At 45.4% G+C, this 14,568-nt stretch carries 15 protein-coding genes; 12 read left to right on the top strand and 3 right to left on the bottom strand.

Features of this window, described 5'->3' with window-relative positions; translation table 11 throughout:
• Positions 1-46: 46 nt before the first annotated feature.
• Positions 47-1,477, bottom strand: coding sequence for a sulfate adenylyltransferase subunit CysN (gene cysN / locus AB4323_RS18975; RefSeq protein WP_372153113.1), 1,431 nt, complete (start codon positions 1,475-1,477; stop codon positions 47-49).
• Between the two features lie 18 nt (positions 1,478-1,495).
• Complete coding sequence (cysD, locus tag AB4323_RS18970) at positions 1,496-2,440, bottom strand: sulfate adenylyltransferase subunit CysD (protein WP_226088532.1); 945 nt, start codon at positions 2,438-2,440, stop codon at positions 1,496-1,498.
• Between the two features lie 414 nt (positions 2,441-2,854).
• Between cysD and AB4323_RS18965 the strand changes: the two genes are divergently transcribed.
• From AB4323_RS18965 to AB4323_RS18920, 10 genes are all read left to right on the top strand, one after another.
• The gene (locus AB4323_RS18965; RefSeq protein WP_372153112.1) at positions 2,855-4,831 is read left to right on the top strand and encodes a bifunctional 2',3'-cyclic-nucleotide 2'-phosphodiesterase/3'-nucleotidase; all 1,977 of its coding nucleotides are present in this window, start codon (positions 2,855-2,857) and stop codon (positions 4,829-4,831) included.
• Positions 4,832-5,117: 286 nt separating this feature from the next.
• Positions 5,118-5,705: a DedA family protein gene (locus AB4323_RS18960; protein WP_017071303.1), complete on the top strand. Its 588-nt coding sequence runs from the start codon at positions 5,118-5,120 to the stop codon at positions 5,703-5,705.
• Complete coding sequence (locus tag AB4323_RS18955; protein WP_102427909.1) at positions 5,702-6,835, top strand: ATP-grasp domain-containing protein; 1,134 nt, start codon at positions 5,702-5,704, stop codon at positions 6,833-6,835. Before AB4323_RS18960 ends, AB4323_RS18955 begins: the two co-directional genes overlap by 4 nt.
• Positions 6,836-6,854: 19 nt before the next feature.
• Positions 6,855-7,397 carry a hypothetical protein gene (locus AB4323_RS18950; RefSeq protein WP_032545608.1) on the top strand — a complete coding sequence of 181 codons (543 nt, stop codon included), beginning with the start codon at positions 6,855-6,857 and terminating at the stop codon, positions 7,395-7,397.
• 2 nt (positions 7,398-7,399) lie between these two features.
• The gene (locus AB4323_RS18945; protein WP_372153110.1) at positions 7,400-8,149 is read left to right on the top strand and encodes an NRDE family protein; all 750 of its coding nucleotides are present in this window, start codon (positions 7,400-7,402) and stop codon (positions 8,147-8,149) included.
• 12 nt (positions 8,150-8,161) lie between these two features.
• Complete coding sequence (locus AB4323_RS18940; protein ID WP_017058881.1) at positions 8,162-8,599, top strand: YHS domain-containing (seleno)protein; 438 nt, start codon at positions 8,162-8,164, stop codon at positions 8,597-8,599.
• Positions 8,600-8,611: 12 nt separating this feature from the next.
• Positions 8,612-10,366, top strand: a complete 1,755-nt coding sequence (locus AB4323_RS18935; RefSeq protein WP_017058880.1) for a lysophospholipid acyltransferase family protein — start codon at positions 8,612-8,614, stop codon at positions 10,364-10,366.
• Between the two features lie 71 nt (positions 10,367-10,437).
• A complete protein-coding gene (locus AB4323_RS18930) occupies positions 10,438-11,004 on the top strand; it encodes a Crp/Fnr family transcriptional regulator (RefSeq protein WP_017058879.1) in 567 nt (188 codons plus the stop codon).
• A 57-nt stretch (positions 11,005-11,061) separates the two neighbouring features.
• Complete coding sequence (locus AB4323_RS18925) at positions 11,062-11,514, top strand: GNAT family N-acetyltransferase (RefSeq protein WP_372153108.1); 453 nt, start codon at positions 11,062-11,064, stop codon at positions 11,512-11,514.
• The gene (locus tag AB4323_RS18920) at positions 11,514-12,362 is read left to right on the top strand and encodes a DMT family transporter (RefSeq protein ID WP_017058877.1); all 849 of its coding nucleotides are present in this window, start codon (positions 11,514-11,516) and stop codon (positions 12,360-12,362) included. The genes AB4323_RS18925 and AB4323_RS18920 overlap by 1 nt, the downstream gene beginning before the upstream one ends.
• A gap of 59 nt (positions 12,363-12,421) precedes the next feature.
• Here AB4323_RS18920 and AB4323_RS18915 read toward each other — a convergent pair whose 3' ends face one another.
• A complete protein-coding gene (locus AB4323_RS18915; RefSeq protein WP_017068022.1) occupies positions 12,422-13,006 on the bottom strand; it encodes a LysM-like peptidoglycan-binding domain-containing protein in 585 nt (194 codons plus the stop codon).
• A 213-nt stretch (positions 13,007-13,219) separates the two neighbouring features.
• On the opposite strand from AB4323_RS18915, the gene AB4323_RS18910 reads away from it, so the two are divergent.
• A complete protein-coding gene (locus tag AB4323_RS18910; RefSeq protein WP_008220519.1) occupies positions 13,220-13,840 on the top strand; it encodes an FKBP-type peptidyl-prolyl cis-trans isomerase in 621 nt (206 codons plus the stop codon).
• A gap of 134 nt (positions 13,841-13,974) precedes the next feature.
• The gene (locus AB4323_RS18905) at positions 13,975-14,469 is read left to right on the top strand and encodes a DUF2780 domain-containing protein (RefSeq protein ID WP_065584306.1); all 495 of its coding nucleotides are present in this window, start codon (positions 13,975-13,977) and stop codon (positions 14,467-14,469) included.
• Positions 14,470-14,568 lie beyond the last annotated feature (99 nt).

Raw genomic sequence — 14,568 nt, 5'->3', positions numbered from 1 at the left:
GAAACGATCGGTTTCCGCCTGATTCAATAAGCTGTTACTTGGTCGTTTATGACTTCAGTAGTTGGCTTAGATCTTTGGCATCCCAATGAGGGAAATGTTTGCGAACCAATGCGTTGAACTCAAGTTCAAATGCAGAGAAGTTACCGACTTGCTGTTCAACAGAGTCCAAACGGTCTCGAATCAAACCCGCGCCAACCGTCACGTTGGTTAGTCGGTCGATAACGATGAAGCCACCGGTATCGGCACTTTCACGGTATTTATCCAGCGCGACAGTCTCGTTCAGTGACCATTCACACAAGCCAATGCCATTCAATGGCAACTCATCGACAGCGTGAGTCGATAGGTTGTTGATGTCATATTGGTGACGAACCGTTTCAACCTGACCGACGGTTTTCTTGCCTGCGATTTTGATGTCGTAAGCTTTACCCGGTTGCAGTGGTTGCTCTGTCATCCATACGATGTCAGCTAATACATGGTTAGTTGATTCAATTTGCGCATTTTCCAGCACAATCAAATCACCACGGCTGATATCGATTTCATCTTCAAGAGTCAGCGTTACTGCCAAACCCGCTTGCGCTGATTCAAGTTCGCCATCAAAGGTCACAATACTAGCCACCTTAGACGTTTTACCTGATGGCAGCGCCTTGATTTCATCACCCACGCTGACACGACCAGAAGCCACGGTGCCGGCAAAGCCACGGAAATCTAAGTTAGGACGATTGACATACTGAACAGGGAATCGGAATTCACCTGCAGAACGTTTTTGGTCAATATCGACGTTCTCTAACACTTCCAATAGAGACGGACCTTCGAACCATGCAAGCTCTTTGCTTTGCGCTGCAACGTTAATGCCTTCAAGCGCAGAAACAGGCAGAATTTGAATGTTAGTTTCGCCTTCTAGGTTTTCAGCAAACTCTAGATACTGATCGCGAATCTCCTCAAAACGATCTTGCGAGTACTCGACGAGATCCATTTTGTTGACTGCGACGATGAAGTGCTTCAAACCAAGCAGGTTAGAAATAAACGAGTGACGACGTGTTTGATCCAGAACGCCCTTACGAGCATCAATCAAGATCACCGCTAGATCACACGTTGAAGCGCCTGTTGCCATGTTGCGCGTGTACTGCTCATGCCCTGGGGTATCAGCAATAATGAATTTACGCTTTTGAGTCGAGAAGTAACGATAAGCCACATCGATCGTAATCCCTTGCTCACGCTCAGCCTGCAAGCCATCAACAAGCAGTGCTAAATCAGGTTTCTCACCCGTGGTACCCACTCGTTGGCTATCAGAGTGAACCGCTGCTAGCTGATCTTCATAAATCTGCTTTGTATCATGGAGCAAGCGACCGATTAACGTACTTTTACCGTCATCTACCGAGCCACAAGTTAAAAATCTAAGCATAGATTTATGCTGATGCTGACTTAGATAACCTTCAATCCCTAGTTCAGCCAATTCGGCTTCTACTGCACTATTCATTTTTCTTTCCTTAGATTCTTAGAAATAACCTTGGCGCTTTTTCAGCTCCATAGAGCCCGACTGATCATGGTCAATCGCTCGACCTTGACGCTCACTAGACGTCGCCACCAGCATCTCTTCAATAATGCCTGTTAGCGTATTCGCCTCAGATTCAACCGCTCCGGTTAATGGGTAACAGCCTAAAGTACGAAAACGAACGCTTTTCTCTTCAATCACTTCACCTTCTTGCAGCTCCATACGGTCATCATCAACCATGATTAGCATGCCATCACGCTCAACTACAGGGCGTTTGTCTGAAAGGTAAAGTGGAACAATATCGATGCTCTCTAGGTAGATGTATTGCCAGATATCAAGCTCAGTCCAGTTAGATAGCGGGAAGACACGAATGCTTTCGCCCTTATTAACCTGACCGTTGTAGGTGTGCCAAAGCTCTGGACGCTGGTTTTTTGGATCCCACGTATGGTTCTTATCACGGAAAGAATAAACACGTTCTTTCGCACGAGATTTTTCTTCATCACGACGCGCACCACCAAAAGCCGCATCGAACCCATACTTGTTTAACGCCTGCTTAAGGCCCTGTGTTTTCATGATGTCAGTGTGCTTCGAAGAACCATGTACAAATGGGCTACAACCCATCTCAATACCTTCTGGGTTCTTATGTACTAAAAGGTCGAAGCCGTACTTTTTAGCCGTACGATCACGAAACTCAATCATCTCGCGGAATTTCCAATCCGTATCTACATGCAATAGTGGGAATGGAATCTTGCCTGGATAAAACGCTTTGCGAGCTAAATGAAGCATCACAGAAGAATCTTTTCCGATGGAGTACATCATCACTGGGTTATCAAACTCAGCCGCTACTTCACGGATAATATGAATACTTTCCGCTTCGAGCTGTTTTAGGTGGGTTAAACGTTCTTGGTCCATTTCAGTGCTTCCTTTAAGGCTCGCGTTACGAGCAATTCATTACTTGGTCTTGCCAAGCAAGGGATTTAACTCATCCACTTGAGTGAATGGGAGTATTGGCACTAGAAGAAAACAGAAGCTTCGTTTTGAGCTATCCTTGCTATTCATCTGCCTGATACGTCCTTGATATAGGCATTATGACGAGCCTCTCATATTACTGGAAATTCTAAAATTTCATTTTTTATTCGAAAAGCTGATAAGGGATTGAATTTACCGATAAGCCGGTGAAATGAATGAACTAATATTATCGATATCAGTTGCGCATGGATTGAGCAGCTTTGGGAGGCGTCTTGCAGAACACCATAAAGTAATCGATCTAAGTCACGAATTAACATTCGTTGTAATCATTGTTTCATTCGGTTTTGTTACATTACGCAACGAATTTTCTACTATCCACTTTGGAGCTACAAAATGAAAGTTGCAATGAAACCTTTGTCATTGGCTGTACTTGCGGGTCTTGGTTTGACTTTAGCAGGCTGCACAACAACACCAGATACCGATGAAGTGATTAAATTACGTGTCGTAGAAACGACGGATATCCATACCAATCTAATGGATTACGACTACTACAAAGACAAGCCATCGAAAAAAATTGGCTTAGCACGTACTGCAACTCTAGTAAAAGAAGCTCAAAGCGAAGTAACCAACAGCGTATTAGTTGATAACGGTGACTTGCTGCAAGGTAGCCCAATGGGTGACTACATGGCAGACAAAGGCATCGAAGCGGGCGAAGTTCACCCTGCATACAAAGCTATGAACCAACTAAGCTACGACGCTGCAAACCTAGGTAACCACGAATTCAACTACGGTCTTGAGTTCCTAGAAGAATCTATCAACGACGCTGATTTCCCGTACATCAGTGCTAACGTTTACGACGCAGAAACCAAAGAACACTACTTTACGCCTTATATCATCAAGACGCACACGTTCGAAGATACTGCTGGCGTAGAGCACGAAGTAAAAGTGGGTTACATCGGTTTCGTTCCACCACAAATCATGACGTGGGATAAGAAGAACCTTGAAGGTAAAGTGATCGCTCGCGATATCATTGAGACGGCTAACGAATTAGTGCCTCAAATGAAAGCGGAAGGCGCTGAAGTTATCGTTGCTATCCCTCACTCAGGCGTATCAACTGACCCATACAAAAATGGCGAAGAGAACTCAACGTTCTACCTATCTGAAGTAGACGGCATCGATGCGATCGCATTCGGCCACTCTCACGCAGTTTTCCCAGGTAAAGGTTTTGATGACATTCAAGGCATCGACAACGAAACTGGCACAATGAACGGCGTTGCGGCAGTAATGCCAGGTCGTTGGGGTAGCCACGTTGGTGTTATGGATCTAACACTTGCACAAAAAGACGGTAAGTGGGAAGTCGTTAAAGGCCAATCAGAAGCACGCCCTATCTACGACAAGATCGAGAAGAAATCTCTTGCTGCTGCTGATGAAGGCATCGTAACGGCACTAGAAAAAGATCACGCTGGTACTCGTGAGTTTGTTAACCAACCGATTGGTAAAGCAGACGATGTGATGTACAGCTTCTTGTCTCTAGTACAAGACGATCCAACAGTTCAAATCGTTAACCTTGCACAGAAAGATTACGTTGAACAGTTCATCCAAGGTGACCCAGACCTAGACGGTACGCCAGTACTTTCTGCTGCTGCGCCATTCAAAGCCGGTGGCCGTAAGAATGACCCAGCGAACTTCACTGAGGTTGAATCTGGCCAACTGACATTCCGTAACGCGGCTGACTTATACCTTTACCCGAACACGCTAGTTGCAATGAAGGTAACAGGTCACGAAGTAAAAGAGTGGCTTGAGTGTTCTGCTGGCCAATTCAACCAAATCGATGTGAACTCAACAGCACCACAACAGCTGATTGAGTGGGATAACTTCCGTACTTACAACTTCGATGTTATCGACGGTGTGGATTACCAAATCGACGTAACTCAGCCTGCGAAATACGATGCAAACTGTAAAGTCGTTAACCCTGATTCTCAGCGTATTGTTGGCCTAACTTACCAAGGTAAGCCAATCGACATGAAGCAAGACTTCCTGATCGCAACCAACAACTACCGAGCTTACAGCGCTAAATTCCCAGGCACAGGTGAAGACTTCATCGCATTTGATGCACCAGATGAGAACCGTACTGTACTGGCGAACTACATCTCTCGCGTAAGCAAAGAGCAAGGTCAAGTTAGCCCAAGCGCGGACAACAACTGGTCATTCGCACCAATCAAAACGGATAAAAAGCTAGATATCCGCTTTGAAACGTCGCCAAGTGAGAAAGCGGCACAGTTCATTAAAGAGAAGGGTCAATACCCAATGAAACGTGTTGCCACTGACGATGTTGGTTTCGGCGTTTACCAAATTGATCTAACTAAATAGATTACTCTAGTAATCAATAGTTAACCTTCTAAAAGGCTGAGTTTAACGACTCAGCCTTTTTCTTTTCTTATCTAAATTCTTAGTGTAAGGCCTCAGCTTTCGAAGCTTAAACTCCTGCTCATTCTTCGCCTAATATCGCACACCTCAAATCACCTATTGAATCCAATCAACGTAAAAAAGCAGCAATTCGCTGTAAGTTTTTCTGAGCTCCTCCTGTCTATTTAATTTACTACACTCAATGAATGGCCGATAAGCCATTCATCTATAGGATAGATAAGGACATTTGATGGGCACCGTCGAGAGCATTCAAGCATGGTTACATTCAGGGGAGGAGTCGCTGCTATGGCTGATGCTTGGCATTATCGCGCTTTCTTACCTGCTTGAAGATCTGGCAATCGTGACGGCCGCTGGTTTAGCGACTCAAGCACTCATCCCACCGCAATATGCGTTACTTGCAATTTTCATTGGCATTGCCACTGGTGATCTTGGTCTTTATTACCTTGGTAAATCAGGACGTTACTTCCGAGGCGTTCGATATAAAGCCCTCACCAATAAGTACTTTCGTTCGCTTCGTACCAAATTACGCCAAAACGCATTCAGCAGCCTTTTTGTTATCCGCTTTATTCCTGGGCTACGCACCGTTGGTTTTACTCTGAGTGGCTTTTTCGCCATCCCACTGCCTACTTTCTTATTTGCCGTCATCAGCGCAACTGCGCTCTGGACTGGCATTGTCTTCTCTGCCATCTACTATTTAGGGACATCAGCCTGGCTGCAAGCCTCTGAATATCAATGGATCATCATCCCGTGTGCCATCGTTTTGCTGTTTATCGGCAATCGATTAATGAATAAAACCTACTCTAGAGGGCTATCATGAGTTCACCGCAAGATATTCGCATCATTCCCGCACATCAAATTAATGCAGGTATGCCTCTGCTTGAAAAAGATACCGTGCGAAGTGTCTCTCCTTATGAGTTTCTTCCGACTTGGTTCTTCTACACGCCAGTGGTCATTCAAAGCCTGATGCAAGGGTTACGGCACTTTGACTGGGCGCTGCCGCTCATCGCCAACCCGAGCATCAAGTTAAGCGGCATGGTAGGCGAATCAAAACACGAGATATTGAGCCTTGCCGGATCTTCAAGTCAGCGTTGGATCTCACCGTTTATAACCCTAACCAAAACGGATCTCGGCAGTAAAAAACAAGCCGAAGACGCACGCAGCGCACTCATACAAACGGATCTTGATTTCCCTATCGTGGCAAAGCCGGATCTTGGCTGTCGAGGTGTTGGCGTTAAGCTGATCAACAACCAAGATCAACTTGAGCAATATGTTGAATCTTTCCCAAATAATGCTCGCTTTCTATTGCAGAAAAAGGCGCCTTATCAAGCCGAAGCGGGTGTTTTCTACGTTCGTTACCCAAACAAAAAGCAAGGTGAGATCATCTCGATCACACTCAAATATGCGCCAATGGTGATGGGTGATGGCAAGTCGACACTCAAGCAGTTAATTGAAAACAGCCCGCGCGCTGGGCAACTCAGCCACCTGTATCTACCAAGGCATGAAGATAAATTGGATCAAGTGCTCGCAGAGGGTGAAGAGTTCCAACTCGCGTTTGCAGGCAGCCATAGCCGTGGCTGTATCTTCCGAGACGGTAATCAATACATCACTCAGGCTCTAACAGAACGCTTAGACGAGATATTCGACGACTTCGATGGCTTTCACTTTGGTCGACTCGACGTCAAGTTTAAAGACATGTACAGCCTAATGAACGGTGAGGATTTCACGATTCTTGAGGTCAATGGCGCAAGCAGTGAGGCTGGACATATCTGGGATCGCAACACCCCATTACGAGAGATATTTTCTACGCTACTCCTGCAATATCGCATTCTTTTTGATATTGGCGCTCAGCAAAAACAACGAGGCCACCAATCCCCTTCTTTCAAGAGCTTATTTGCGGCGTGGCAAGAAGAGCGACGTCTTGTTCAACAATATCCGACTACCGACTAACTTTGCACGAGGATCATGAATGAACCCCATAGCCCAACCGAGCGCCCTTACTTCTTTCTCTCCTAGTATCAAGGGAGCGGTAGAGATATTGAATCAGGGTCTAGAGTTTTTGTTAGCGATTTCTGACAGCGATTACCTGACACGAGCAAAGCCACACGTTACAAGCTCTATCGGTGAACATACTCGTCACACACTGGATCTTTTTCACGCCTTGATTTTAAAAGAGGATGAGGCCGTTGATTACAACACTCGTCGTCGTGGTCATCCTGTCGAATACGACCGCTCTATTGCAGTCAAAGAGATCCACTATGTGATCAACTGGCTTGAACGATTAGACCGTCGAGATCTCGAAGCGCCTATCATGATCCAAACCGAGGTTTCGATGGATGCTCAAGTGTTCGCAAGCCTGCCTTCAACGCTCGAAAGAGAGGTCACCTTTGCCGCACTGCATGCCAATCATCATTACGCGATGATCAAGGTGATCACCACCTTCCTAGACGTCGAGACCTGCAACACCTTTGGTTATGCCCCAACCACCAACAGCTATCTGAGGGAGCAATAATCATGTGTTCAGTATCTTGGCTGCTTGAAGAGAATGGTTATCAGGTCTTTTTTAATCGTGATGAACAAAAGACGCGAGCACTGGCAATGCCACCCAGACAATATCGAGTTAACGGCGTCGATATCATTATGCCACTCGACCCAACTGGCGGCGGTAGCTGGATAAGTATTAATGAGTTCGGGCTTTCGCTATGCCTACTCAATAACTATCAAGGCACAGTGCCCGTTGGGCCGTTAGTCAGCCGCGGTTTGCTACTTAAAAATCTATCATCGAGTCGTAATATCAGTCAGCTCTCTGAAGCATTTCACAAGCTAGACCTACACTTTTTTGCCCCATTTACCTTGCTGGCTTTCGCGCCCAATCTAACCCAACACAATGGTCTGGTTATCGCCTATATGTGGGATGATATTCAACAAAAAATAGTCGACACTGATTCTCCACTGTTCTCATCCGGTGTTGATTTAGAGCGAGTGCAAGCCTACCGACAAGCAAAATATGATCAGCTTATGGCGGCAGGTAAAAATCAACAGAACTTACTGAAGTTTCATTCTCATCATCACAGTGAACAGCCCCATTTAGCAACTTGTATGCATCGCGAAGACGCACATACCGTGAGCTTTACACACTTACGTAACCTGCATGGTCAAGCCTCTATGTTTTATGCACCCGGCTCACCATGCGAACCCATTAAACCATGTCAGATAAATCAGCAGCGCTTTACCTTTGATTTATCACCCGCAATCAATCTATAGATGGAGTCCATCATGAGAAAACTATTCACCATGGTTCTGCTACTTGTTAGCCCGTACGTATTTGCCGCCGATGAAATCTACACTGGTTTCTTTAGCAGTAAGGCGCTCGATGGCTACGATACCGTCGCATATTTCACTTCCGGTAAGCCCATTGAAGGCAGTAAAAAATTCAGCACTGAGTACAAAGGGGCGGATTGGTATTTCTCTTCTGAAAAGAATCTGACTTTATTTGTTAATAATCCTGAAAAATATGCCCCTCAATATGGTGGTTATTGCGCATGGGCCGTTTCTGCCAAAAACGACTTCGCACCAGGTGACCCACAGTATTGGACCATAGTTGATGACAAACTTTATCTTAACTACGACCAAGAGATTAAGCAGCGCTGGGAACAAGACCAAGCACAGCATATTCAACAAGCCGATAAAGTTTGGCCGCAACTGATTAAGTAAGGTAATTTCATTATGATTGATAGTCCTTTTCGTTTACCACGTTACACGCCTTTTGGTTTAGGTGAGTCTGTTGTCGAGTGGGCAACTGGGCTATCTAAGCTAGACCGACTCTACCAAGATCGTAAAAACGAGTTATCTAGCTTCGAATTCATGAATTACACTCTGTCGGCGCTCAATATCGACTACTCGGTTGCATCGGGAAGCACGGAAAACATCCCGGAAGAAGGGCCTGTCGTGATTGTGGCGAACCACCCGCTTGGCGCCATCGAAGGCGTGATCCTTGCCGATCTCGTAGGATCAGTAAGAAAGGATGTGAAGGTGCTGGCCAATGAGTTACTTAAGCGCCTGCCTGAACTGGATGATCTTTTCATCGGTGTCGATGTCTTTAACAGTAAAGAATCGAAACGCACCAATGCCAAAGCGATTCGAGATGCCAATCGTCATTTGGCTGATGGTGGACTATTGATTGTATTCCCAGCAGGTGAAGTATCAAGCTACCGTAAAGGGGCAAAAACACTGACAGACATCGAGTGGAGCAAGTCGGTAGCGAAATTCGTCAAACGTCACCAAGCCACCACGGTACCTATCTTTATCAATGGCAAGAACAGTGAGCTTTTCTATCAAGCGGGTCGTGTTCATCCACTGTTGAGAACCGCTCTACTCGGGCGTGAACTTCTTAATAAACAAGCGACAACTATCTCTATCTCGATTGGCTCATCGATTCCGTATTCAGAGATAAAATCGTTTGAAAAAGAGATGGATATCGTCAACTACCTACGACTTAATACCTATCTAATGAGTCAACAAGATAGTCCGAACACGCCAATCCACGCGCCCTCTTTCGATACCCAAGTGATAGCGCCTATTCCACCAGAAGTCTTATCAATAGAGATAGACTCACTCCCTGAAGAGATGAAACTGCTCGAGCAAGGGAACTTTGAGGTCTACTGCACACCAAGCCAATCCATTCCTAACTTAATGCGCGAGATTGGTCGAGTAAGAGAAGAAAGCTTTAGAGAAGTCGGAGAAGGCAGCGGGCTGGCCTGTGATTTAGATGAGTATGACCTTTACTACCATCAACTGTTTGTGTGGAATAAAACCAAGGCAGAACTGGTTGGCGCGTATCGACTCGGTATGGTCGACAAACTCATCGCTGAGCACGGGCTTGATCAGCTCTACTCTCGTAGCCTGTTTAACTACAACCAAGAATTCATTGATACTCTAGAAAACAGCATTGAGCTTGGGCGATCGGTAGTAAGTAAACCTTACCAAAAGAGCCTGAACTCACTGTTACTATTGTGGAAAGGCATTGCGACCTTTGTGTCTCGTCACCCTCAATATACCCATCTGTTCGGCCCAGTCAGTATCAGCAATGATTACAGCCACAATGCGCGTCTGTTGATCGCGACCACGTTATCAATCCACCATTATGATGAGGAAAAGGCGAATTTGGTTTCACCTTCGTCACCACTCAATACCAGCAGTCATGTGTTCTGGCAAAATCACCTGCTCTCTTCACTGGCGAGTGTGCCTCTGCTCTCTAAAGTGTTAGCACGCATGGAGCAAGGTAAAGGCCTGCCGGTACTGCTGCGCCAATATCTAGGGATGAACGGTAAACTGGTGTGTTTTAATGTCGACCCATCGTTTAATGATGCCTTGGATGGCTTGATTGTGGTGAACCTTAAAAAGGTACCACTGAAGACTCTGGGTAAATACATGGGCAGAGAGCTTGCTCAAGATTACCTAGAGCAACACGCACGCCGCTGATTTATCCCGCTCTGTACCTCTCTCCAAATAAGTGCGATGATTTCGGCACTTATTTGGGTTAGGTTATTTTCATGCACACCTCTTTTATCGAACAACTACAAAGCTTCGACTTCTCTGAAAGCCAGATTGAATCTCTAGTTGCTGTCGCCAAGCCACTTGAGTTGCCAACCAGACACATCTTGATCAATCAAGGTGAGATGGCGAGTTCAATCTACTTTGTACTTGAAGGCTTGTGCCATGCCTGCTACCTCACTGATGATGGTAAGCAATACAGTAAAGAGTTCTATTGGGAACAAGATTGGATCATCGGCTTTGAGAGTCTGATAAAAAGCCAAGCGTCCCCTTACCTATTAGAAACGCTGACTCCCATCACCATGTTAGAGCTGCCAATGAATGCGGTTATCGAGTGGCGTGCATCAAATAATCCTTTGTATTTAAAGCTGTTAGAAACACAGCTGATGCATAAGGAAAACAAAGAACGCTTCATGCTGCTCTATACACCAGAGCAACGTTATCAGCTGTTCTGCGAGCACTATCCCGACCTTGAGCAGCGCTTAAATGACAATCAAATTGCCGCTTATCTAGGAATCACCGCAATCAGCCTGAGCAGAATTAAAGGTCGAATTAACAATAGTTAATGCCAACAATCATCACGCATAGTACATTCAGGGCATCGATAATCTCTGGATGTAAACATGATCACTTGGCACTCAATTCCTTTTTCTGAACTCTCAACACAACAGCTTTATCAACTACTTAAATTAAGAGTCGATGTATTTGTGGTTGAGCAAACTTGTCCTTATCCAGAGCTCGACGGTAAAGATACACTCGCAGGTGTTGAGCACCTGCTTGGTTATTCTGATGATGAGTTGGTTGCGTGTGCACGTTTATTACCACCAGGTAGCTCTTACGACAACACCAGCATCGGCCGAGTCGCAACCAAGCAATCAGCAAGAGGTGATGGCTTGGGGCATCAATTAATAAAAGAAGCATTAACACGCTGCGAGGCTCTTTGGCCAAATACGGCCATTGATATTGGCGCGCAGCAACACCTAGAAAACTTCTATGCGAGCCACGGCTTCAACACCATCTCGGATATGTACCTCGAAGATGACATTCCTCATATAGACATGAGATTAGAAAAATAATGACGAATATCACTGCCGGTATTCTATTGTTGGTTGCAGGTAACTTGTTTGCCTCGCTTTCCGACGTAGCGGTAAAGCTGTTAAATGGCGAAGTACCGCCCTTACAGTATATTTTTTTCCGACAGTTGATATCTCTGCTCATCATCACCCCTTTGTGGCTACAGCAGAAAAAAGAACAACGGCGCTTACAGCAGGCTAAGGTAACCTTCATTCGAGGTCAGTTAATTCTGATCGGCAGTGGGTGCATGGTGGTCGCGATCACTCACTTGTCTTTGGCAACCGCCAACGCAGTATTTTATGTCGCGCCTTTACTGATGTTGCCGCTCTCAATGTTGCTATTGAAAGAGCAACCGGCACTCGGCAAGGTGATCGGCACAACCATAGGTTTTATTGGTGCATTGATTGTCTTGAGGCCATCACAATTTCATTGGGCGGCACTGTTTGCTTTGGGGACAGCACTCACCCTAGCACTATTTAATGTACTCGTAAGAAAGCTTCCTAGTGAGCAAACGGTGGTCACTACGCTGTGGTGGACAACCTTATTCTCTATTCCAGCCTCATTAGTACTGTGCTTCTTATACTGGCAGCCGGTGTCTGTGGAGCATTTGGGATACATAGCCCTGAGTGCGACGCTAATCTTAAGTTACAACGGCCTTGCGGTTGCTGCCTATCAAAAAGCACACTCTAGCCAAATTGCCTTGGCTGAGTATTCAGGATTGGTGTTTGTCGCGCTAATAGGTGCAATATGGTTCGATGAGATTCCGGATACATTAACCTTTATCGGAATCATGCTTATCATCTTGCCACTCGCCCCTTTCAAGCGACCAAAAAAAAGAGCTAATGCTTAGCTCTTTTCTATCGTTTATCTGTGTCTGGTGAAGCGCTTTAAATCAGGCTCACTATTCATCTACTTACTGCGACCAAAGCCACCATCGGATAAGCGGAAGAACATCACCGAAGTGTCGCCTTTCTCTAGCTGAAGAATGTCCAACTGCCCAGTTTCAGCAAGTTTGAAACGAACCAGCTGGCCTTTACGAATCTGACTGAGCGGCTTATCTGCACCTTCAATTCGCACTAACGCATTCAAGTCAGACAATGGCAAATCGTTGTTTCGAAAAACCTGCGCTAACGTATCCCCTTGCTTAACAAGGTACTCCTGCCAATTTTTGTTACTCGGTTCTAATGAGCTGTTCTTGGCATTTTGCTGTTCGCTTAAGCCGACGGTGTTTATTTCAAGCTCAACGCGCGATGTTGTTGGAGCTGTGTCTACTTTAGGTTCTGGTAGCGGCACAAAAAGTAATATCAGTACGATCGGAGAAATCACCATCAACAGTCTTTGGTGTAACTTCGGCAATGAACCCCAAGTTTGCGCTGTCGAGGTTTTCATTTTCTTCACATCGATCGAACTCAATTTCTCTTTGACCTGATTCAGTCGATCCTTGAATTCTGCTAAGTGGTCAACTTTCTGTTTTTTCTTTTGACGACGATTCATACCACTGCGTCCTATACATTGAATAACTACAGTATAAAAACCAAAGTACCAACAGTATAGATCTTTCCGTCACAACAAGGCCCAAAGCGAGAAAATTGACATGGCTGTGATTTGGGCACGGTAAAGCGCAAGTGATCAGGGACTAGCCGTTTCTTCACGCTGCTAATACTGGTATTCTTACCCTTTTCGTACTGACAAAAAGAGTGACTTTTCATGTCTGAAGTAAAATTTGAAACTGTAGAGCAAAAAGCTAGCTACGGTATCGGTCTACAAATGGGCCAACAACTTGCTGGTTCTGGTCTTGAAGGCCTAAACGTTGACGCAATCGCTGCTGGTATCGCAACAGCTCTAGTTGGTGACATGCCAGCTATCGAAGTTGACGAAATCAACAACGCACTACAAGAGCTACACACTCGCGGTGAAGCTGCACGTCAAGAACTAGCTAAAGCTGCTGCTGCTGACGGCGAAGCTTTCCTAGCTGACAACGCTCTTCGTTCAGAAGTAACGGTTCTTGAGTCTGGTCTTCAGTACGAAGTACTAACTGAAGGTACTGGCGAAATCCCAACTGCAGACAAGCAAGTACGTGTTCACTACCACGGCGAACTAACTGACGGTACTGTTTTCGACAGCTCTGTATCTCGCGGTCAACCTGCTGAATTCCCTGTAACTGGCGTAATTCAAGGTTGGGTACAAGCTCTACAAATGATGCCTGTTGGCTCTAAGTGGAAGCTATACATCCCTCAAGATCTAGCATACGGTGAGCGTGGCGCAGGTGCTGCAATCCCACCATTTGCTGCTCTAGTATTTGAAGTAGAACTTCTAGCTATTCTTTAATTTTTATAAAAACCTTTAGTAAAACAAAATACTATTGGCAAATAAAATTGAAATAATCCAACGGCGATGTGACTACATCGCCGTTTTTCGTTTATAGTGAAAGAGTAAATTACTTTATTACTTAAGGACGAATAATGAAGAAAGTACTCATCACAGTTTTAAGCAGCCTTGCTGTTGTCTCTTGCGCTAGCACGAGCGACTCTGAACAAACAAGTTCATCATCAGATACCAACTATTCCCAACTATCCCAAACTGCACTGATGGCAGCAGTGAATATGTGGTCTCAACAGAACGAAACAACACCACTTGTAGATACGGTAGCTGACCAAGCTTCTGTTAGCAGTGACCAAGCAGTTGGCGGTATTGGTTCAATGTTAGCCCTTGCACAAAACTCACTTGGCACAGCCGACAACAAAGAACTCGCAACGCTGATTCCGGGTATGTCGAGCCTTGAGTCTACGGGGCTATCATCGCTATTAAGCTCACAAGGTGCCGTTGAAAGTGCGTTTTCTGGATTAGGTATGGATCCATCAATGGTTACAACATTTGCACCCATCATTCTTCAAGCACTGCAGTCACAAGGTGCAACGAGCGGCCTGATGGATTCACTTGCAGCTGTTTGGCAATAAGCGTTAGTTATTAATAGCTAGCTTAAAATCTGATAGGAGCACTTCGGTGCTCTTTTTTGTGCGTGGAAGAAAAGATATTTGAGATACGAGATACGAGAT

This window comes from Vibrio sp. 10N.261.52.C11, from assembly GCF_041471405.1.
GTDB lineage: Bacteria > Pseudomonadota > Gammaproteobacteria > Enterobacterales > Vibrionaceae > Vibrio > Vibrio crassostreae_C.
This window is presented reverse-complemented; position numbering and strand designations above follow the sequence as displayed.